Annotated in this window: 22 protein-coding genes; 5 read left to right on the forward strand and 17 right to left on the reverse strand. The window is 60.6% G+C overall.

Annotated elements, in window-relative coordinates:
* Positions 1 to 105: 105 nt before the first annotated feature.
* Positions 106 to 255, forward strand: coding sequence for a hypothetical protein (locus C2134_RS21505; protein ID WP_158248727.1), 150 nt, complete (start codon positions 106 to 108; stop codon positions 253 to 255).
* Positions 256 to 289: 34 nt separating this feature from the next.
* Here the strand turns inward: C2134_RS21505 and guaA are convergent, their stop codons facing one another.
* The 3 genes from guaA to smpB all read right to left on the reverse strand — a co-directional run bounded on the left by guaA (position 290) and on the right by smpB (position 2,786).
* The gene (gene guaA, locus C2134_RS08430; RefSeq protein WP_103319162.1) at positions 290 to 1,873 is read right to left on the reverse strand and encodes a glutamine-hydrolyzing GMP synthase; all 1,584 of its coding nucleotides are present in this window, start codon (positions 1,871 to 1,873) and stop codon (positions 290 to 292) included.
* 89 nt (positions 1,874 to 1,962) lie between these two features.
* A complete protein-coding gene (locus tag C2134_RS08435) occupies positions 1,963 to 2,313 on the reverse strand; it encodes a hypothetical protein (RefSeq protein WP_103319165.1) in 351 nt (116 codons plus the stop codon).
* Positions 2,310 to 2,786, reverse strand: a complete 477-nt coding sequence (smpB, locus tag C2134_RS08440; protein ID WP_255408078.1) for an SsrA-binding protein SmpB — start codon at positions 2,784 to 2,786, stop codon at positions 2,310 to 2,312. The genes C2134_RS08435 and smpB overlap by 4 nt, the downstream gene beginning before the upstream one ends.
* Positions 2,787 to 2,966: 180 nt before the next feature.
* Between smpB and C2134_RS08445 the strand changes: the two genes are divergently transcribed.
* Together C2134_RS08445 and C2134_RS08450 are read left to right on the forward strand one after the other, a co-directional pair.
* Positions 2,967 to 3,404: a type II toxin-antitoxin system RatA family toxin gene (locus C2134_RS08445; RefSeq protein WP_103319167.1), complete on the forward strand. Its 438-nt coding sequence runs from the start codon at positions 2,967 to 2,969 to the stop codon at positions 3,402 to 3,404.
* The gene (locus C2134_RS08450) at positions 3,397 to 3,699 is read left to right on the forward strand and encodes an RnfH family protein (RefSeq protein WP_103319169.1); all 303 of its coding nucleotides are present in this window, start codon (positions 3,397 to 3,399) and stop codon (positions 3,697 to 3,699) included. The genes C2134_RS08445 and C2134_RS08450 overlap by 8 nt, the downstream gene beginning before the upstream one ends.
* 68 nt (positions 3,700 to 3,767) lie before the next feature.
* Here the strand turns inward: C2134_RS08450 and C2134_RS08455 are convergent, their stop codons facing one another.
* The 5 genes from C2134_RS08455 to pyrG all read right to left on the reverse strand — a co-directional run bounded on the left by C2134_RS08455 (position 3,768) and on the right by pyrG (position 9,771).
* Positions 3,768 to 5,540 carry a GGDEF domain-containing protein gene (locus tag C2134_RS08455; RefSeq protein ID WP_103319172.1) on the reverse strand — a complete coding sequence of 591 codons (1,773 nt, stop codon included), beginning with the start codon at positions 5,538 to 5,540 and terminating at the stop codon, positions 3,768 to 3,770.
* Between the two features lie 65 nt (positions 5,541 to 5,605).
* Entirely contained in the window at positions 5,606 to 5,908 is a 303-nt protein-coding gene (gene ftsB, locus C2134_RS08460; RefSeq protein ID WP_043620961.1) for a cell division protein FtsB, read from the reverse strand.
* Positions 5,909 to 5,912: 4 nt separating this feature from the next.
* Positions 5,913 to 7,196 (reverse strand): phosphopyruvate hydratase, encoded by a 1,284-nt coding sequence (gene eno, locus C2134_RS08465; RefSeq protein ID WP_103319175.1) that lies wholly within the window; start codon positions 7,194 to 7,196, stop codon positions 5,913 to 5,915.
* Between the two features lie 80 nt (positions 7,197 to 7,276).
* Positions 7,277 to 8,125 (reverse strand): 3-deoxy-8-phosphooctulonate synthase, encoded by an 849-nt coding sequence (gene kdsA, locus C2134_RS08470; RefSeq protein ID WP_103319177.1) that lies wholly within the window; start codon positions 8,123 to 8,125, stop codon positions 7,277 to 7,279.
* 5 nt (positions 8,126 to 8,130) lie between these two features.
* Positions 8,131 to 9,771 (reverse strand): CTP synthase, encoded by a 1,641-nt coding sequence (pyrG, locus tag C2134_RS08475; protein WP_103319179.1) that lies wholly within the window; start codon positions 9,769 to 9,771, stop codon positions 8,131 to 8,133.
* 279 nt (positions 9,772 to 10,050) lie between these two features.
* On the opposite strand from pyrG, the gene rpmB reads away from it, so the two are divergent.
* Together rpmB and rpmG are read left to right on the forward strand one after the other, a co-directional pair.
* Positions 10,051 to 10,284, forward strand: a complete 234-nt coding sequence (gene rpmB / locus C2134_RS08485) for a 50S ribosomal protein L28 (protein ID WP_011137003.1) — start codon at positions 10,051 to 10,053, stop codon at positions 10,282 to 10,284.
* A gap of 34 nt (positions 10,285 to 10,318) precedes the next feature.
* Complete coding sequence (gene rpmG / locus C2134_RS08490) at positions 10,319 to 10,474, forward strand: 50S ribosomal protein L33 (protein ID WP_017506994.1); 156 nt, start codon at positions 10,319 to 10,321, stop codon at positions 10,472 to 10,474.
* A 156-nt stretch (positions 10,475 to 10,630) separates the two neighbouring features.
* Here rpmG and C2134_RS08495 read toward each other — a convergent pair whose 3' ends face one another.
* Genes C2134_RS08495 through C2134_RS08535 form a run of 9 tightly spaced genes read right to left on the reverse strand, consistent with a single transcriptional unit; the run spans position 10,631 to position 18,970 of the window.
* Positions 10,631 to 11,482, reverse strand: coding sequence for a uracil-DNA glycosylase (locus tag C2134_RS08495; RefSeq protein ID WP_103319184.1), 852 nt, complete (start codon positions 11,480 to 11,482; stop codon positions 10,631 to 10,633).
* Positions 11,479 to 11,922, reverse strand: coding sequence for a ribosomal protein S18-alanine N-acetyltransferase (gene rimI, locus C2134_RS08500; RefSeq protein WP_103319186.1), 444 nt, complete (start codon positions 11,920 to 11,922; stop codon positions 11,479 to 11,481). The genes C2134_RS08495 and rimI overlap by 4 nt, the downstream gene beginning before the upstream one ends.
* Positions 11,919 to 12,590 carry a tRNA (adenosine(37)-N6)-threonylcarbamoyltransferase complex dimerization subunit type 1 TsaB gene (gene tsaB, locus C2134_RS08505; RefSeq protein ID WP_103319188.1) on the reverse strand — a complete coding sequence of 224 codons (672 nt, stop codon included), beginning with the start codon at positions 12,588 to 12,590 and terminating at the stop codon, positions 11,919 to 11,921. Before tsaB ends, rimI begins: the two co-directional genes overlap by 4 nt.
* A 31-nt stretch (positions 12,591 to 12,621) precedes the next feature.
* Positions 12,622 to 13,845, reverse strand: a complete 1,224-nt coding sequence (locus C2134_RS08510) for an EAL and HDOD domain-containing protein (protein WP_103319247.1) — start codon at positions 13,843 to 13,845, stop codon at positions 12,622 to 12,624.
* 15 nt (positions 13,846 to 13,860) lie between these two features.
* Complete coding sequence (locus tag C2134_RS08515) at positions 13,861 to 15,738, reverse strand: chemotaxis protein CheA (protein ID WP_103319190.1); 1,878 nt, start codon at positions 15,736 to 15,738, stop codon at positions 13,861 to 13,863.
* 49 nt (positions 15,739 to 15,787) lie between these two features.
* Positions 15,788 to 16,543 carry a protein phosphatase CheZ gene (gene cheZ / locus C2134_RS08520; protein WP_103319249.1) on the reverse strand — a complete coding sequence of 252 codons (756 nt, stop codon included), beginning with the start codon at positions 16,541 to 16,543 and terminating at the stop codon, positions 15,788 to 15,790.
* 44 nt (positions 16,544 to 16,587) lie between these two features.
* Positions 16,588 to 16,983 carry a chemotaxis response regulator CheY gene (gene cheY / locus C2134_RS08525; RefSeq protein WP_011136995.1) on the reverse strand — a complete coding sequence of 132 codons (396 nt, stop codon included), beginning with the start codon at positions 16,981 to 16,983 and terminating at the stop codon, positions 16,588 to 16,590.
* A 51-nt stretch (positions 16,984 to 17,034) separates the two neighbouring features.
* Positions 17,035 to 17,973: a chemotaxis protein gene (locus C2134_RS08530; protein WP_043620931.1), complete on the reverse strand. Its 939-nt coding sequence runs from the start codon at positions 17,971 to 17,973 to the stop codon at positions 17,035 to 17,037.
* A 43-nt stretch (positions 17,974 to 18,016) separates the two neighbouring features.
* The gene (locus C2134_RS08535) at positions 18,017 to 18,970 is read right to left on the reverse strand and encodes a chemotaxis protein (RefSeq protein WP_043620928.1); all 954 of its coding nucleotides are present in this window, start codon (positions 18,968 to 18,970) and stop codon (positions 18,017 to 18,019) included.
* Positions 18,971 to 19,067 lie beyond the last annotated feature (97 nt).

Below are 19,067 nucleotides of genomic sequence, written 5' to 3' on the forward strand. Positions count from 1 at the left end.
GCTGGAGAAGCAGCTGACCGGGGCTCACCACGTCCGGCCCACCATTTTCGACCGCGCAAGTCTAGCAAGGTTTGAGATTTCGCGTCAAAGCCTCAGGTTTGCGAAATGACCTTCGGAAAAATCTGGCCACACGCCCGCTATGCTGCGCTGCAGCCATCTCGCTTCATGGTATTGGATCGAAACAGCTTCAATGTACGCAGCAATGCCATGAAAAATGCCATTGATGATGTGGAATCAATCATCAATGGCATTTAATACAACTGATAAAATCAATTAATTAAAATTTCCTTCATTCCCACTCAATCGTCGCCGGCGGCTTGCCGCTGACGTCGTAAACCACGCGGTTGATGCCCTTCACCTCATTGATGATGCGATTCGAGGCGCGGCCCAGCAGGCTGTAGGGCAGCTCGGCCCAGTGCGCGGTCATGAAGTCGCTGGTCACCACGGCGCGCAGCGCCACCACGTAGTCGTAGGTGCGGCCGTCGCCCATCACGCCGACGGACTTCACCGGCAGGAACACGGCGAAGGCCTGGCTGGTCAGTTCGTACCAGTTCTTGCCGGTTTTCTCGTCCACGGTGTTGCGCAATTCTTCGATGAAGATGGCATCGGCCTGGCGCAGCAGGTCGGCGTATTCCTTCTTCACTTCGCCCAGGATGCGCACGCCCAGGCCCGGACCCGGGAACGGGTGGCGGTAGACCATGTCGTGCGGCAGGCCCAGGGCTACGCCCAGCTGGCGCACTTCGTCCTTGAACAGCTCGCGCAGCGGCTCCAGAAGCTTCAGGTTCATGTCTTCCGGCAGGCCGCCCACATTGTGGTGGCTCTTGATGGTGTGCGCCTTCTTGGTCTTGGCGCCGGCGGATTCGATCACGTCCGGGTAGATGGTGCCCTGGGCCAGCCACTTGGCGTTGGTCAGTTTGCCGGATTCGCGGTCGAACACTTCGATGAATTCCGCGCCGATGATCTTGCGCTTTTTCTCCGGGTCGGACTCGCCGGCCAGCTTGGCCATGAAATCGTCCTCAGCCTGCACGTGCACCACTTTGACGCCCAGGTTCTGGGCGAACATTTCCATCACCATCTTGCCTTCGTTCAGGCGCAAGAGGCCGTGGTCGACGAAAACGCAGGTCAGCTGATTGCCGATGGCGCGGTGGATCAGCGCGGCGGCCACGGAAGAATCCACGCCGCCGGACAGGCCGAGGATGACTTCCTCGTCGCCGACTTGCTCGCGGATCTTCTTCACGGCTTCGTCGATGTAGTTGGGCATGGTCCAGCTGGGTTTGCAGCCGGCGATGTGCAGCACGAAGCGGTGGATCATCTCGGTGCCGCGTTTGGTGTGCGTCACTTCCGGGTGGAACTGCACGCCGTAGAAGCCGCGGGCCTCGTCCGCCATGGCCGCGTACGGGCAGGACGGGGTTTCGGCGATGACCTGGAAGCCGGCCGGCAGCGCGGTGACTTTGTCGCCGTGGCTCATCCAGACGTCGAGGAAGCCGTTGCCGGCGTCATCGATCTGGTCTTGCAGGCCTTCCAGCAGCTTGGAGTGGTGGCGCGCCTTGATCTGGGCGTAGCCGAACTCGCGCTTGTCGCCGCTTTCCACTTTGCCGCCCAGGGTCTGGGCCATGAACTGCATGCCGTAGCAGATGCCCAGCACCGGCACGCCCAGCTCGAACAGCTTGGGATCGGCTTGGTAGTCGGACTCGTACACCGAGTTGGGGCCGCCGGACAAGATGATGGCCTTGGGCGCGAAAGCCTGGATCTCTTCGATGGGCATGTCGAAAGAATGAAGCTCACAGTAGACGTGAGCTTCGCGTACGCGGCGGGCGATCAGCTGGGTGACCTGGGAGCCGAAGTCGAGAATGAGGATCTTGTCCATGCCTATCCTTGAAATGTAAAGCAGACCGTTAAGGCCATTATCGTCAATGCTGTAAATAATTCTGCGGTTTCAGGGCGTCAGACGCCGGGTTCCGCTCAATCGGGTTGCCGCGGGAAGCGGCGCGGCGGTTCGCGTCGTTCGGGTATGCGGTCGCTGCGCGCGAGCAGCATCAGCACGCCGGCCAGCACCATGCCCAGCGCCACGAAATGGCTGGTGCGCAGGCCAAGCTGGTCTATCGCGTAGATGGCGCCGCCGGCATAAGCCAGCAGCGGGCTGCTGACCAGGGTGGATTTGTTGAATCCATCCAACGCCAATAGCAGGACGCCGGCAGCAAACAGCAGCAGGGCGAGCAGGGTGGTGGTGTTGGGCAGCAGGGCGGTGCTCTTCAACAGCCAGACGCAGCCCAGGCAGATCAGCATGATGGGCAGGGCGGCGCTGCGCTTCATGCCGCGCCTCGCTGGTTCTTCATCACGCGCTGTTTCTCGCGCTGCCATTCGCGGTCTTTTTCGGTATCGCGTTTGTCGTGCAGCTTCTTGCCCTTGGCCAGGCCGACTTCGGCCTTGACGTTGCCTTTGCTGTAGTGCAGGTCGAGCGCCATCATGGTGTAGCCGGCGCGTTCCACCTTGCCGATGAAGCGGTTGATTTCAGCCTGCGACATCAACAGCTTGCGCGGGCGCACCGGGTCCGGTTTGACGTGGGTGGAGGCGGATTGCAGCGGGGTGATGTGGCAGCCGATCAGCCAGAAGGCGCCGTTTTTCCAGTCCACGTAGCTTTCCTTGAGCTGAACGCGGCCGGCGCGGATGGCCTTGACCTCCCACCCTTCCAGCACAAGCCCGGCCTCGAGTTTTTCCTCGATGAAGTAGTCGTGGAAAGCCTTGCGGTTCTGGATGATGCTCATGTGTGGCGGGTTCCTTTGAATCCGCCATTGTAGCAGAAGCTGTCACGCAACCAAAGTCGTACAAATTCAGTGGTTTGACGTGAAAGCACTTGCTCCTGATAGGGTGCGCTTGGAGCGGGAAGGGCGGAGCGGGGCGGTTTTTGCTAGAATTGTGGCTTGATTGTCAGATCCGAGACCCCGGCCGCGCCGGGTTTTTTGCCGATGCAGCATGTCGAAAAAAGCGTCCTGGTGGCGCACACGCCGGCGCAGATGTACGCGCTGGTGGAGGATGTCGATCACTATAGCCGTTTCCTGCCCTGGTGCAGCAAGGCCGAAGTGTTGTCGCGCGATGGCGGGCAGGTATTGGCCAGCCTGCATATCGACTACCTGAAGGTGCGTCAGCACTTCACCACCCGCAACCACAATGTGGAGAACGAATCGATCCGCATGGAGCTGGTGGACGGCCCGTTTGAATCGCTGGAGGGGGTGTGGCAATTCAAGCCGCTGGGCGATTATGGCTGCAAGATCGAATTCAGCCTGCGCTACCAGTTTTCCAGCCGCATTCTGGAGAAGCTGATCGGGCCGGTGTTTGGCCACATCTCCAGCACGCTGGTGGATGCCTTCATTCAAGAAGCGGACAGGAAGTATGGCGATGACTGAGCGGCTGCGGGTGGAAGTGGCGTATGCCAGGCCTGACCGGCAATGGCTGGCGGCGGTGACGCTGCCGGCAGGCGCCCATGCCTTGGATGCCGTGCGCGCATCCGGCATTCTGGCGCAGTGCCCGGAGTTGGATGAGGCGGCATTGAAGCTGGGCGTTTTCGGCAAGGCTGTCAAAGCGGAGGCGCCGCTGCGAGACGGCGACCGCGTGGAGATCTATCGTCCCTTGCTGGCCGACCCCAAGGAGGTGCGCCGTCAGCGCGCCGAGGCGGGTAAGCGGATGAAAAAGGGCGGCTGAAGCCGTTGGCGGGGTTCATGAAAAAAGGGATGGCTTTAGCCATCCCTTTTTGTTGTCTAGTCTCAGCCTCAGGCTATCTCGTTCTCCGCAGAGCAGACGCGGTTCTTGCCATTGATCTTGGCCTGGTACATCGCGTGGTCGGCGCGCTCCAGCACGTCGGCCTCCTGCTCGCCCAGGTGCCAGCGCGCGATGCCGGCGCTGAAGGTGATCAGCAGCTTGTCGTTGTTGGCCAGGAAGAAGGTCTTGGTCAGTTCGCGCTGCAGCCGTTGCACGGTTTGAATGGCTTCGGTTTCCGGCGTGTCCGGCATCAGGATGACGAATTCCTCGCCGCCGAAGCGCGCCACGATGTCGGCCGGCCGCAGGCTGTGCTTGATGGTGTCAACCAGGTACTTCAGCGCGTCGTCGCCGGCCAGGTGGCCGTAACGGTCATTCAACTGCTTGAAGTTGTCGACGTCGATCAGCGCCACGGATAGCGGCGCGGCGGTGCGCTCGGCGCGGCTGATCTCGCGCTGGAAGTATTCGGCCAGGCCGCGGCGGTTGTAAGCGCCGGTCAGCTGGTCTTCCTTGACCTTGGCGCTGGCGGCTTCCAGCGCGGCTTCCAGCTCATGGATGCGGTGTTCCGCCGCTTCCACCTGCTCTTTGGCCGAAACCAGTTCGTCGCGCGAGCGGGTCAGGTCCAGCTGCATGATGGAGGTGTCTTCCATCAGCGCGCTGATGATGCCGCCCAAGTCATCGACATTGCTGGTGTGTTTCAGCTTTTCGCTGTGATTCTGGATCTTGGTATGGAATTCGTCGGTGCTGTCGGTCATGGCCGCCAGCCGGCTGACGAAGCGGTCCAGCAGGGCGCGCAGGGAGCTGGCGGCTTCGTCCAGCGAGCTTTTCAGCATGCCCTGCTTGCGGATGACTTCCTTCAGGCTGCTTTCCAACTGGTAAATCTGCTGCATGGACAGCGGTTCCTGGCTCAGCATTTCCTGCAAGGAACCAACCTGTCCCAGCAGGTAGTCATCCGAGCGGTTGAGCTCCGCGATGTTGTCCAGCATCAGCTTGAGCAGATTGGCCAAGCCGGTGGCGAGCCGCCCTTCCTGTTGCGACTGCAGCTCCAGTTTGATCATGAAGGCGCGCAGCTTGGGCATGAAGGCGTTCAGGTTGGCATCGTCGACGATGCCATCCAGTTCCTTCAGCAAAGCCTCCAGATTGTCCACCAGGTCCGGATAGCTGGCCAGGCGCGGCTCCAGGCCGTGCTTCAAGGCGAAGGCCAGCGTTCTTTGCCAGGCTTGCCAGCTGTCCGGGCTGATGGGGATGTCCGCCGAGCTTTCGCCGTTGACGGTTTCGATTCCGGGCAGGGTTTCGCGCACGGAGGGCGCGGCGTTCCAGTTCTGCAGCAGCCCAACCAGTTTCTGGTTCAGCTCTTCCGGCTGGTTGCCGTAATTGATCAGCACGCGTTCGAGCGTGCTTTGCTTGTGATGCTGGGGAAGGTCGGGCTGGCGGATTTCCCAGCTTTTGATGAGGTTCTGGATCACCAGGCCCCAGCTCTGCGTCAACTGCTGGCTGGCGAAGCTGCTGCGCAGAAAGTCGATGACCAGCTGAGGAGCCTGCTCCCAGCGGTTTTCGTCGCAGACCTGTTTCAGGCGATTGAACGTCACCTTGGCCTGGACGTTGTCCTGCGGAAGGGTCTCCAGGGCGCGCAATAGCAATATGGCCAGCTTGTTGTCGCGCACCATGGGAGTTTGCGTCAACTCGTGGTAGACCCGCTCGAAGTTTTCTGGTGTCGGAAGCAGCTTGCGCAATGACAGCTGCTTCAGGGTTTCGCGTGCCACTTCGATAGGGTTCTGTGTCGTCATTGCCCAAACCTTGGTGCTTTTAAGGCGGCCAGCCATCATGGGATTGTTCAGCGAATGAGGGTCCGTTATCGGGTGACCCGCGGCGGAGGTCGCTTGCTGGAATCCAGCAATTGGAAAAATACCTCACCGTCGCGAATCATGCCAAGTTCGTTACGAGCTCTTTCCTCTATGGCATCGCTGCCTTGCTTCAGGTCGCGCACTTCCGCGTCCAGAGCAGCGTTGCGGGCAATCAGCTTTTGGGTGATTGCCCGCTGTTCCTGCAGCTGCTTGTCCAGCTGCCAGACCCTGAACCAGCTGCCCTTGCCGAACCAGAGCGGCCACTGCAAGGCAAGGATAACGGACACCAGGGTCGCGGTCAGCCAGCGCATGCAATTACTTCAGGTGGTAGAAGGCCGCGCGGCCCGGATAGTAGGCGGCGTCGCCCAGCTCTTCTTCGATGCGCAGCAGTTGGTTGTACTTAGCCATGCGGTCGGAGCGGGACAAGGAACCGGTCTTGATCTGCATGCAGTTGGTTGCGACTGCCAGATCGGCGATGGTGCTGTCCTCGGTCTCGCCCGAGCGGTGACTCATAACGCAGGTATAGCGGGAACGCTTGGCCAGATCAACTGCTTTCAGGGTCTCGGACAGGGTGCCGATCTGATTTACCTTAACCAACAGCGAGTTAGCGACGCCCTTGGCGATGCCTTCGGCCAGGATTTTCGGGTTGGTGACGAATACGTCGTCGCCCACGATCTGCACCTTCTGGCCCAGGCGGTCGGTCAGCAGGTTCCAGCCGGCCCAGTCTTGTTCGGCCATGCCGTCTTCGATGGAGATGATCGGGTACTTGTTGACCAGGTTTTCCAGGTAGTCGGCGAACTCTTCCGAGCTCAGGGACAGTTTTTCGGCGGTCAGGTGGTACTTGCCGTCGCGGAAGAATTCGGAAGCGGCGCAGTCCAGGGCGATCATCACGTCCTGGCCGGCCACGTAACCGGCGGCGTCCACGGCTTCCAGAATCAGCTTGATCGCGTCTTCATGGCTTTCCAGGTTCGGCGCGAAGCCGCCTTCGTCGCCAACCGTGGTGGCGTAGCCCTTCTTGTCACAGATCTTCTTCAGGTTGTGGAAGATCTCGGCGCCCATGCGCAGCGCTTCGCGGAAGGTTTGCGCGCCTACCGGAATGATCATGAATTCCTGGATGTCCAGGGTGTTGTTGGCGTGTTCGCCGCCGTTGATGACGTTCATCATCGGCACCGGCAGGGCCATCGGGCCGGCGCCGCCGAGGTAGCGGTACAGCGGCAGGCCGGCGTCTTCGGCAGCGGCGCGAGCCACGGCCATGGATACGGCCAGCATGGCGTTGGCGCCCAAGCGGGACTTGGTTTCGGTGCCGTCGAGTTCGATCATGGTCTTGTCGATGAAGACTTGGTCGGCGGCGTCCAGGCCGATGATGGCTTCGCAGATTTCGGTGTTGATGTTGTCTACGGCTTTCAGCACGCCCTTGCCCAGGTAGCGGCTCTTGTCGCCATCACGCAATTCCAGGGCTTCGCGGGTGCCGGTGGAGGCGCCGGACGGCACGGCGGCGCGGCCCATGACGCCGGATTCCAGCAGGACGTCGGCTTCTACGGTCGGATTGCCGCGCGAATCCAGAATCTCACGAGCTACTACGTCAACGATCGAACTCATTGTCTTTCCCTTCATAGCTTTCAGTTGAACTTGCAGAGGCGGTCCGCCCGGCTTGCCGGACGGACTCTACCGGCTGTCTATTACAGCGAGTGCTCCAGCCAGGGATTTTGCTTGACCAAGCCATCCAGCGCCTTGAGCGTGGTCAGCAATTCCTTGATGCGGTGCATCGGCCAGGCGATATGGCCGTCGCACAGCGCCCGATCGGGATCGGGGTGGGTCTCCAGATAGATGCCGGCCACGCCTGCCGATACGGCGGCGCGCGCCAGCACCGGCATGAAGCGGCGGGGGTTCGCGTCGCCGGCCTGCAGGCCGGGCAATTGCGCCGAATGGCTGACATCGAACACCACTGGGCAGGCGGTTTCCCGCATCACGGCCAGAGAGCGCATGTCGGCAATCAGATCATTGTAACCGAAGGAGGTGCCGCGCTCGCAGGCCAGGAAGACGTCTTCCGGCAGGCTGGCTTCGCGGGCCGCCTCGCGCGCGCGCTGAATCACCTGCTGCATCTCGCCGGGCGCCATGAACGGCCCCTTCTTGATGTTGACCGGTTTGCCGCACTGCGCCACCGCGCGGATGAAGTCGGCCTGATGCGCCAGGAAGGCCGGCGTCTGCACCACGTCCACTACGCTGGCTACCTGCACCACTTCGTTCTCGGTGTGCACATCGGTGAGGATGGGCACGCCGATCTGGCGGCGCACATCCTCCAGGATGCGCAGGCCCTGGTCGATGCCAAAGCCGCGGAACACGCCGAGCGCGGGGCGGTTGGCCTTGTCGTAGCTCGACTTGTAGATGAACGGGATGTCCAGCGCGTCGGCGATCTCCTTCAGCCGGCCGGCGGTGTCCAGCGCCATCTGGGCGCTTTCCACCACGCTGGGGCCGGCGATCAGGAACAGCGGCCGGTCAAGGCCGACTTCGAATCCACACAGCTTCATCGGCTTCAGTTGCCCTGCTTGTCCGCCTGGTAAGCCAGGGCGGCCTTCACGTAGGCGATGAACAGCGGATGGCCGTCGCGCGGGGTGGAAGTGAACTCCGGATGGAACTGGCAGGCGAAGAACCAGCGATGGTTGGCCAGCTCGATGGTTTCCACCAGCTTTTCATGGCCGGACGAGCGGCCGCTGATGGTCAGGCCGGCTTGCTCCAGGCGCTGGATGTAGTAGTTGTTGACTTCATAGCGGTGGCGATGGCGTTCGACGATCTCGCTGTTGCCGTAGACGCGCGCGGCCAGGGAGCCCGGCACCAGATCGCACTGCTGGCCGCCCAGGCGCATGGTGCCGCCCATATTCGAGTTTTCGTCGCGCTTCTCGATCTTGCCGTCGTGGTTGACCCACTCGTCGATCAGGGCCACCACCGGGAAGTTGGTGTCGAGGTCGAACTCGGTGGAGTTGGCGCCGGCCATGCCCGCCACGTCGCGCGCGTATTCGATCAGCGCGATCTGCATGCCCAGGCAGATGCCCAGGTAGGGGATGTTGTTCTCGCGGGCGAACTTCACCGCCTTGATCTTGCCTTCCACACCGCGCTTGCCAAAGCCGCCCGGCACCAGGATGGCGTCCATGTCCTTCAGCGATTCCGCGCCGTCGCGGTCGATTTCTTCCGAATCGACGTAGATGATGTTGACGTTGGTGCGGGTATGGATGCCGGCGTGCTTCAGCGCCTCGGTCAGCGATTTGTACGATTCGGTCAGATCGACGTACTTGCCCACCATGGCGATATTGATGCTGTGGTCCGGATGCTCGATGGCGTCGATGATGCGATCCCACACGGCCAGGTCGGCCTTGGGCAGGTCCAGTTGCAGCTGTTCGGCGATGATGTCGTCGATGCCTTGGGCGTGCAGCATGCCCGGCACCTTGTAGATGGAATCGGAGTCGTAACAGCCGATCACCGCGTTCTCTTCCACATTGCAGAACAGGGCGATCTTGCGCTTTTCGTCTTCCGGCAGCTCGCGGTCCATGCGGCACAGCAGGATGTCCGGCTGGATGCCGATTTCGCGCAGTTCCTTCACCGAGTGCTGGGTCGGCTTGGTCTTGATTTCGCCGGCGGTGGCGATGTAAGGCACGTAGGACAGATGCACGTACAGGGTATTCTTGCGGCCGTGGTTGGAGCGCATCTGGCGGATGGCTTCCAGGAAGGGCAGCGATTCGATGTCGCCGACGGTGCCGCCGATCTCGACGATGGCGACGTCGGCATCGGCCGCGCCTTCGCTCATCTTCAGCTTGATTTCGTCGGTGATGTGCGGGATGACTTGCACGGTGCCGCCCAGGTAGTCGCCGCGGCGCTCCTTAGTGATGACCGATTCGTACACCTGGCCGGTGGTGAAGTTGTTGCTCTTCTTCATCTTGGCGTGGATGAAGCGCTCGTAGTGGCCGAGGTCAAGGTCGGTTTCCGCGCCGTCTTCGGTGACGAACACCTCGCCGTGCTGGAAGGGGCTCATGGTGCCCGGATCGACATTGATATACGGATCGAGCTTCAGCATGGTGACTTTCAGCCCGCGGGATTCGAGAATGGCGGCGATGGACGCAGCGGCAATGCCCTTACCCAGGGAGGACACCACGCCACCGGTTACGAAGATGTACTTGGTCATGAGATTACGGCTCTGTGGGAATCCGGGATTTTACCCTGAAATCGTGCGAAGTTGAATCACTTGCTGCATCGAGTTGCAGCGAGGGCTCGGCGAAGAATGCAACACTCACTATAGACGTCCGACAATAAAGCTCGCGCAGTTGTGGCGAATCCGTTACAATGCCCGCCGACTGTTTCATTACGAGAGCGCGCCCGTCCTGCGTCGGGTGCGCGTTCCGCTTGAATTACTGGCTTTTTCTATGTTATAAAGCCAGCTTTTACCGGTTTTGGGAGTTTAACCATGGCGCGAGTTTGCAAAGTCACCGGCAAGCGTCCGATGACCGGGAACAACGTTTCCCACGCCAACAACAAGACTAAACGTCGTTTCCTGCCGAACCTGCAATATCGCAAGTTCTGGGTAGAGAGCGAAAACCGCTGGGTGCGTCTGCGCGTATCCAACGCCGCACTGCGCACCATCGACAAGGTGGGCATCGATGTAGTGCTGGCTGATCTGCGCGCTCGCGGCGAGATCTAAGCGGTCAACCAGATAAGGCACAGAGGTATACATCATGCGCGATAAGATCAAGCTGGAATCCACTGCTGGTACCGGCCACTTCTACACCACCACCAAGAACAAGCGCACTATGCCGGAAAAGATGGAGATCAAGAAATTTGATCCCGTTGCCCGCAAGCATGTTCTGTACAAGGAAACCAAGCTGAAATAAGCTTGCTTCCTGGTTGTTTGAAGAGCCCTTCTCTGGTGCACGGAGAAGGGTTTTTTATTTTCACCCATGCATTTGCTGATGGGTGCGCTGCACAGCAAAAAGGCCAGTCGAGAGACTGGCCTTTTGTTTTGGCTATTGATATTGGCGTGGCGCGTTTCAGTTGGCAGCTTGGCGGAATACCTTGCGCGCCAGCAGCAGGTCTTGCCAGGCCTTGGCCTTGTCCGGTTGATTGCGCAGCAGGTAGGCAGGGTGGTAGCTGACTACCAGCGGCACGCCCTGGTAGCGGTGCACCTTGCCGCGCAGGCGGCCGATGGAGTCTGCCGTTTCCAGCAGCGTTTGCGCGGCGAAGCGGCCCAGCGCCACGATCAGCGTCGGCTGGATATGATGGATTTGCTGCAGCAGATAGCCGTTGCAGGCGGCGATCTCATCCGGCGCCGGATTGCGGTTGCCAGGCGGGCGGCATTTCAGCACGTTGGCGATATAGACATCCTGGTCCCGGTCCAGGCCGGCCGCGGCCAGCATATTGTCCAGCAGCTGGCCGGCGCGCCCGACGAAGGGCAGGCCTTGTTTGTCCTCGTTTTCGCCCGGCGCCTCGCCTATCAGCATCCAGCGCGCTTGCGGATTGCCGCGGCCAAATACCGTTTGCGTGCGGGTTTCGCACAGGCGGCAGCGCTGACAATCGGCCACTTCGCGTTGCAGTTGCGGCCACTCCAGTCGCGGCAGCTCGATGCGGGTTTCGGCGATGGGCGCGTCTGGTGGCGGAGGGGGCGGCTCGGCCGGCTCCGCTGCCTGGTTGGTGATGGCGGCGGCGAGGCTTGGGCTGTCGCTGACGGCCGGAATGGCCGCTGCCGCGAGGGGCGGCGCGTCGGTTTCATCCACGGCATCTGTGACTGCGGCGCGCATCTCTTGCCGTTGTATTTGGGCGGGATGGTGCTCGAACCAGCCGTCACGCGGCAGCCAGGTCGGACCCAGGCCCATTTCTTGTTGCAACTGGCTGGCGCGGCTCACAGCGTGGCTTCCATCAGGATGGCGTGTTCTCTGCCTGGGTTGGCTGGATAGTAGTTCTTGCGCAGCCCGCATTGGTGGAAGCCGCAGCGCTGGTAGAGTTTGCGCGCGATGGCATTGCTTTCCCTGACTTCCAGGAACAGCCGCCGGCAGCAGTCGTCGCGCAGATCCTGCAGCATGGCTTGCATCAGTTGGATGCCCAGGCCCTGGCCCTGGTGCTCGCGCGCGACAACGATATTGAGAATCTCCGCTTCGTCCAGCACGCGCATGATCAGGGCGAAGCCTTGCAGCGCGTCCTGCTCGTCGAACAGGCCATAGCACGGGTAGCCGGCTTCCAGGCTGTCGCGGTATTGTCCCACCCGCCATGGATGCGGGGTGGCCTGCTGCTCTAAATCGGCGAGCAGCTGGGGATTGTCCGGCGTGAAGCGGCGTACGCGGCTCATCGTTGGCGCGCCTGTTGCTGTTCCACCGAGGTCAGCGCCACCTTGTTGCGCACATAGAGCAATTCAGCGTCGCGCGGATGGGTGGCCGGGTAGCGGCCGCTCTCGGCCAGCTTGATGTAGGCCGACGCGTGGGGGCGCACCGGGCCGGCATGCGGCAGCCGGGCGCGCGCATCGGCCAGCAACTGCGGATAGTTGTCGAAGCCATCGCCGGCCAGCAAGGTGGTGCCATCCAGCAGCTGCACGTCCTCGGGGGAGGCCACGCGGATGGGGCTTAGCCTCTCCCAGTCCGCGCCGGTTCGATAGTGCGCGCTGTACACCTGTTGCATGCGGGCGTCGAAGCAAACCAGCACCTGACCCTCGCCAGCCTGGTAGGCCAGGTTGTCCAGCGTGGGGATGGCGATCACCGGCAGGTCGGCGGAGTAGGCCAGGCCCTGGGCGATGCCGCAGGCGATGCGCAGGCCGGTGAAGGCGCCGGGGCCTTGGCCGAATACGATGCCGTCCAGTTCGGACAGCGAGCATCCTGCGGCGGCGAGCAGTTTCGAGACCTCCGGCAGCGTGCGCTCGGCATGCTTCTGCTCCACGCATTGGTGGAAAATCAGCATGTCTTCGCCCTGGCTCAGGGCCAGCGACAGATAGGTGGTGGAGGTATCTAGGGCTAACAGTTTCATCGGGCTTGCTACAACCTTGCAGGGTTGAGAATTATAAGCCCAGTTCCTCTACCCAGGCGAGCGCGGATATATGGGCTTCGTTCAATTGCTCGGAAGAGAGGCCTAGTTGCTCGCACAATTGCGGCACGCCATCCAGTTGACCGTCTTCGCAGGCGCGAGCCAGGCGCAGGTAGTGGCTCATCGAGCCGCGGTCGTGCAGCAGGGCGTCGGATACCGGTACGGGCAGTTGCAGATGTTCGATGATCTTGTCCATCGGCATGTCGAACAACACATCCAGCAGGCTGAATAGGCCGACGATGAACAGATTGTCGTTGACGTCATGCCGCTCGCCCAGCGCGATGCCCAGCAGCTCCATGAAGCGGCCGCGGGTGACCGCGGTTTTTTGCAGCGCAGGCGGCGCGTTGTTGTCGTCGGAAGCGGTGACCAGCAGCAGCGTCAGCCAGCGGTACAGCTTTTGGTAGCCCAGCACGGTAACGGCTTGGGAAAACGAGCTGATGGCGGTATTGAGCCCTGCGGCGGCGGAATTGACATAGCGCAGCAGCTTGTAAGACAACGCCACGTCCCTTTTCAGGACCTGTTCGATATCGCGGACGTCGGCGTCCATGCGCAGCAGGTTCAGCAGTTCCAGCGTGTTGCTGAATGCCGGATGGATGACCTTGGCCGCCAGGGTCTCCGGCTTGGCGAAGTAATAGCCCTGGAAGCCGTCCATGCCCAATTCCTTGCACAGATGAAATTGGGCGTGGGTTTCCACCCGCTCCGCGATGCGGATCAGCGGATAGCTGCGCAAGCGCGCCGCCTGCATCTGAAAGCGGGTGGCGTCCTGGTTTTGTATGTCCAGCTTGACGTAGTTGGCCAGTTCCAGGAAGGCCGCTGCCGGGGATTCGAAGCTGAAATCGTCCAGCGCGATGCCGAAGCCCATCGAGCGCAGATGGCGCGCCCGCGATAACAGTTCGTTGCTGGGCGCGGTGCGCGGCGACAGGTCAAGAATGATGCGGCGCGGCGGCAGCAGCTCCAGAAACTCGCTGTTGAGCATCGCCTCACCGACATTGATGAAAGCCAGCTTGTTGCCGATCAGCCAGCTGGTTCCCATATTGTTCAGCGTATTGACCAGCACGTCGGTGTCGGCTTGCAGCTCGCTATGCTTGCCGACGCCGACCGCATCGCTGCTGGGACGAAAAAGCAGCTCATAACCTATGAGCTGCTGATTGCGGTTCAGAACCGGCTGCCGTCCTATATAGGCGGTGTTTGAGGTCATCATTGCACCTTAGCGTTAGGTGGCAATCATATCCGTCGTTCGTACCCCTGCGTTGCTGCCTTCGCTGGAGGCCAGCAAGTCTTCCATATCCAGCACCAGCACCACGGAGCCATCGCCGGACAGCGTTGCGCCGGCCACGCCTTTGGGGCGGATGTTCTGTAGCGGCTTGATCACTACGTCGTCGCGGCCGACGAAGGAGTCGATCGCCAGGATGAAGGATTTCTCGGCCGACTGCATCAGCACGCCAAAATAGGGTTTTTGCGTCGGCTCCCAGCCCAGCAGGCCGGCCAGCGTCTTCAGCGGCAGGATTTCGTCGCGCACCACGATGGTGGGGCGGCCCGAAACTTCCTGAATGGCGCTGCCGTCGATGGTGATGATTTCCCGCACCATCGCCAGCGGCACGGCGAACGGTTGATTGCAGGCGCGCACCACCAGCACCGGCAGGATGGCGAGGGTCAGCGGCAGCGAGATGCTGATGCGAGTGCCTTCGCCGCCTACCGAATTGATGTCGATGCGGCCGTTCAGTTTTTGAATATTGGTGCGTACCACGTCCATGCCGACGCCGCGTCCGGACACACTGGAAATCTGGTCCTTGGTGGAGAAGCCAGGCAGGAAGATCAACTGCAGGCACTGCTTCTCATCCAGCGAGTTGGCGGTTTCGGTGTCGATCAGGCCTTTTTCGATGGCTTTGCGGCGCAAGGCATCGGGATTCATGCCCTTGCCGTCATCGGTGATCTCGATCAGGATGTGGTCGCCGACTTGTTCGGCGGTCAATTGCACCAGGGCTTGCGGCTTCTTGCCGGCGGCGATGCGTTCCTCCGGCGATTCAATGCCGTGATCGACAGCGTTGCGGACCAAGTGAACCAAGGGATCGTTCAGATCCTCGATCATGGTCTTGTCGAGCTCGGTTTCCTCGCCGGACAGCACCAGCTCCACTTCCTTGCCCAGTTGGCGGGCCAGGTCGCGCGCCAAGCGCGGATATTTCTGGAACAGGCGGCCGATCGGCTGCATGCGGGTTTTCATCACCGCGTTTTGCAAGTCGCCCACCAGCAGGTCCAGTTGACTGATCGCCTCGTCTAGCGAGCGCAGGGTATTGGTATCGCGATTGCCTTGCAGGATCTCGGTGCGCAGCGTGGTCAGCCGGTTCTTGGTCAGGCCGATTTCGCCGGACAGGTTGAGCACCATGTCCAAGCGCACCGTATCGATGCGGATGGTGTTTTCCTGCGGGCCGCTGGCAACGGGACCGCTGCTGGATGGTTTGGCCGGCGCCGGCTTGGCCGGGGCTGGCGGTGGCGGAGCCGGTATCGCCGCGGCCGGCTCTGCCTTGGGCGCCGGGGCGGGCGTCGGAGGGGCGGCATGCTGCGGCGCTGCGGCAGCCGGCGCGGCCGCGGGGGCCACCGCCTGATACAGCTGATTCCAGTCCGGCCCGCTGCCTGCGGGCGCCGCTGCAGGCTCGGGCGCTGGCGCGGCCGCTGCCGGCGGAGCCTCCGCCACCAGCGGTTCGCCGGCAAGCGCGGCGTCCAGTGCCGCCAAAGTGTGCGGGTCGGCGTCGCCCGGCATCAGGCCCTGTCCCAGGGTGCCGAACATGTCGCGAACAATGCCGGTGGCGTCCAGAATGACGTCCATCACCTCGGGGGTGATGTGCATCTCGCCATTGCGCAGCTTGTCGAACAGGTTTTCCGTGCGATGGCACAGATTGACCATGGGAATGACGTTGAGGAAACCGGCGCCGCCCTTGATGGTATGGAAACCGCGGAAGATGTCATTCAGCAGAGCCTTGTCTTCCGGGCGCTTTTCCAGTTCGACCAGTTTATTGTCCACATCGGACAGGAGGTCGGTGGACTCCATCAGGAAGTCCTGAAGCAACTCTTCCATGCCGCCAAATTCGCTCATTTTTCCACCCCACGCGTCATCGTGCGTTGTCTTGCTTGCGTATCTTCAGTTAGAAGCCCAGGCTTTCCAGCAGATCGTCGACCTGCTGCTGGCTGGTGACCACATCGGTTTTGCCTTCCGGATTGATGACCGGACCGTTGAGCAGGCTGGTGTTCAGCTCGCCCTTCTTCTCGTCCGGGGAGAATTCAATCAGGAAGTTGACCAGTTCGGTTTCCAGGATCTTGACCATGCCCATCATCTTTTTGATGACCTGGCCGGTCAAATCCTGAAAGTCCTGCGCCATCACAATTTCGAGCAACTGGGTATTGGTTGCCTGGGTTTGATTCGGCACATCCTTCAGATAGCGGTGCGTTTCCTCGGCCAGGGCCTTGAACTCTTCGACGCTGAGCAGATTGGCGTACAGTTTTTCCCAGCGCGCGCTGAGCGCCAATGCCTGGCTTTCCAGGTTGTCCTGGAAGGGCTTGGCGATGTCGGTGGCATTCAGCACCCGTTCCGCCGAGTTTTCCGTCAACGTGGCGATGTAAGCCAATCTGTCTTTGGCGTCCGGAATGGTTTCCGCCACTTTTTCCAGCGATTTGTCGTAGCCCAGATCGCGCAAGGCGTCGTGCATTTTGCGGGTCATCTGCCCAATGTGTTCGTACATTGTCGAAGGATTGGTTTCACTTGAGAATAGCTTGGGGCTGCTCTCTTGGTTGGCCGGTGCGGCGGCCGGCGCTTCTTCCTGCGCATGCTGCTGTTGTGCAACGCTGTCAAACAGGGCTTCGAGCTCTGGCGAGTCTCCATTCTCCAAAATATGGTCCGGCACTTTCAATCCTCCTCAATGCAGATGCGGGCAGTCTTGTGCAATGCTCAGGCTGGCTTGTTCATGTTCTGGAAGATCTTGTTCATTTTTTCTTCCATGGTCGCAGCGGTGAAGGGTTTCACAATGTAGCCGCTGGCGCCGGCCATTGCTGCCTCGATGATGTTTTCCCGTTTAGCCTCGGCGGTGATCATCATGAATGGGAGGTGCTTCAGCTGGGGATCCGCCCTGACTGCCTTGAGCAGCTCAATGCCCGTCATATTGGGCATGTTCCAGTCGGAGACGACGAAGTCGAAGCTCTGGGTTTTCAGCTTGTGCAACGCCACCTGGCCGTCTTCAGCCTCGTCGACGTTGGTGAAACCCAACTCTTTCAGCAGGTTGCGAACGATCCTTCGCATGGTGGAGAAGTCGTCCACGACCAGAAATCGCATATTCTTGTCTGACATCGAGGTATATCCTGAATTATCTATGTTCCATCAAGGCGCACATTGTAGCGACTACCTTTGCAGGAATGGAATCAAAGTTTCTGCCAGCACGCCCGGGTCAAACTTGGCAACGTAAGAATCCACGCCGACGCTGGAGCCCATCGCCCGGTTGGCGTTGGACGACAGCGAGGAGTGCATGATCACCGGAATGCCTTTGAAACGCTGGTCGGATTTGATCAGCTTGGTCAACACGTAGCCGTCCATTTCCGGCATTTCGGCATCGACCAGAATGATTTTCAGATAATCGTGCAGGCATTCGCCTTCGGCCCAGTTGCGGCCTGCCAGCACCTGCAGCCGGTCCCAGGCTTCCCGACCGTTGGTGGCCTGCTGGAATTTGATTCCCATTTTCTCCAGCACGCCGGTGATCTCCTTGCGGGCCACCACCGAGTCGTCGACGAAGAAAATGTATTGATCGACTTCCAGCTGCGCGGAGGGGACATCCGGCAAGCGGGGTTCGCCCACGACGCTGGCCAGAATCTGCTCGACGTCAAGAATCGAGACCAGCTTGCCGTTTTCCAGCTCGGTGACCGCTGTGATCAGGTTTTGATTGGTGCCCGCGGCCGCCATGATGTTTTCCGGCGCGCGCACCTTGTCCCAGTCGACGCGGATGATGCGGTCGACCGAGTCCACCAGGAAGGCCTGAGTACTCTTGTTGAACTCGGTGACGATCATGGTGTCGAACTTGCTCTCGGTGTTGTGGCCAATGAATTTGGCCAGTGATATCACCGGAATGATGTTGCCGCGCAAGGACAGCACGCCTTCGACGCCAAACGGCATATTGGGCGTCTTGGTGATGGCAGGCGTCTGCGAGACTTCGCGCACCTTGAACACGTTGATGCCGAATGTTTCCCGCGTTCCCAAAGAGAACAGCAAGATCTCCATCTTGTTGGAGCCGGCCAGTTTGGTCCTGGCGTCCACACTGGCAAGCAAGGAGGCGTCGGTGCTAGGCATGTCTTAATCCCTATCCCTTGAAAATCTTGAAGAAGACCGCGGTCTAGTCCATCGGTTCCAGTTTGAGCATCTGGCGCAACTTGCTCGCCAGTTTTTGCGGCTCGAACTTGGATACGTAGGAATCGACACCGACGGATTCGCCGAGCTTCTGGTTCGATGAACCGGACAGCGACGAGTGCATCAGCACCGGAATGCCAGCAAAGCGCGGGTCGCTTTTGATCATCTTCGTCAGCATATAGCCGTCCATCTCCGGCATTTCCACATCGGTGAGGACGAGATGCAGCTCATCGGACAGCTTGCGGCCGGCCGCTTCGGCCTGTTGGGCCATTTTCTGCAGATCTTCCCAGCCGCGCATGCCGTTGATGGCGTAGGTATAGCGGATATTCATCGCTTCCAGCGTGCGTTCGATCTGCTTGCGCGCCACCGCGCTGTCGTCGGCGAAGAAGATGCGGCGGTCTTCCTTGACCGGCTCGATATTGATGAAGCTGTGGCCGTCATCGATCACGCTGGTTTCAGCCAGAACTTTTTCCACATCCATCATCATCACCAACGCGCCGTTTTCCAGCTCCGTGACAGCGGTCACCAAGCCGGCCATGCGGTTGGTGATCATGTCGGGCGGCACGCGCATGGCGGACCAGTCCAAGCGCAGAATGGTGTCGACAGCCTCGACCAGGAAGCCCTGAGTGTGGCCGTTGTACTCGGTCACGATCATGATCTCGGGGCGGTTGCTGGTGACGATGCCTGCGTACTTGGCCAGATCGATCACCGGAACCAGCGAGCCGCGCAGGCTGACCATGCCTTCCACCGAGGACGGCATTTCCGGCGCGGAGGTGATTTCCGGGGTGCGCATCACTTCGCGCACCTTGAATACATTAATACCGAACACTTCCTTGCGTCCGGTACGCTGATCATGCCCCAAGGAGAAAAGCAGGATTTCCAGCTTGTTGGTGCCTGCCAGTTTGGTTCTGGCGTCGATTTTTTTGAGAAGCTCTGACACAGAAACCTCCGCAGCATCTTTTGGAATGGCGCACTACTTCCCTTTATACGCCCAGATATGAGTTTTTCCCGGTTTTTTTTGCTTGCGGCCGCTTCTG

The organism is Chromobacterium sinusclupearum (genome assembly GCF_002902845.1).
Classification (GTDB): Bacteria; Pseudomonadota; Gammaproteobacteria; order Burkholderiales; family Chromobacteriaceae; genus Chromobacterium; species Chromobacterium sinusclupearum.

Coding starts and splice junctions, on each gene's coding strand:
- C2134_RS21505 (WP_158248727.1), top strand. CDS start 106: ATGACCTTCGGAAAAATCTGGCCACACGCCCGCTATGCTGCGCTGCAG.
- C2134_RS08435 (WP_103319165.1), bottom strand. CDS start 2,313: ATGAAGCGCAGCGCCGCCCTGCCCATCATGCTGATCTGCCTGGGCTGC.
- C2134_RS08445 (WP_103319167.1), top strand. CDS start 2,967: ATGCAGCATGTCGAAAAAAGCGTCCTGGTGGCGCACACGCCGGCGCAG.
- C2134_RS08450 (WP_103319169.1), top strand. CDS start 3,397: ATGACTGAGCGGCTGCGGGTGGAAGTGGCGTATGCCAGGCCTGACCGG.
- C2134_RS08455 (WP_103319172.1), bottom strand. CDS start 5,540: ATGACGACACAGAACCCTATCGAAGTGGCACGCGAAACCCTGAAGCAG.
- ftsB (WP_043620961.1), bottom strand. CDS start 5,908: ATGCGCTGGCTGACCGCGACCCTGGTGTCCGTTATCCTTGCCTTGCAG.
- eno (WP_103319175.1), bottom strand. CDS start 7,196: ATGAGTTCGATCGTTGACGTAGTAGCTCGTGAGATTCTGGATTCGCGC.
- kdsA (WP_103319177.1), bottom strand. CDS start 8,125: ATGAAGCTGTGTGGATTCGAAGTCGGCCTTGACCGGCCGCTGTTCCTG.
- pyrG (WP_103319179.1), bottom strand. CDS start 9,771: ATGACCAAGTACATCTTCGTAACCGGTGGCGTGGTGTCCTCCCTGGGT.
- rpmB (WP_011137003.1), top strand. CDS start 10,051: ATGGCGCGAGTTTGCAAAGTCACCGGCAAGCGTCCGATGACCGGGAAC.
- rpmG (WP_017506994.1), top strand. CDS start 10,319: ATGCGCGATAAGATCAAGCTGGAATCCACTGCTGGTACCGGCCACTTC.
- rimI (WP_103319186.1), bottom strand. CDS start 11,922: ATGAGCCGCGTACGCCGCTTCACGCCGGACAATCCCCAGCTGCTCGCC.
- tsaB (WP_103319188.1), bottom strand. CDS start 12,590: ATGAAACTGTTAGCCCTAGATACCTCCACCACCTATCTGTCGCTGGCC.
- C2134_RS08510 (WP_103319247.1), bottom strand. CDS start 13,845: ATGACCTCAAACACCGCCTATATAGGACGGCAGCCGGTTCTGAACCGC.
- C2134_RS08515 (WP_103319190.1), bottom strand. CDS start 15,738: ATGAGCGAATTTGGCGGCATGGAAGAGTTGCTTCAGGACTTCCTGATG.
- cheY (WP_011136995.1), bottom strand. CDS start 16,983: ATGTCAGACAAGAATATGCGATTTCTGGTCGTGGACGACTTCTCCACC.
- C2134_RS08530 (WP_043620931.1), bottom strand. CDS start 17,973: ATGCCTAGCACCGACGCCTCCTTGCTTGCCAGTGTGGACGCCAGGACC.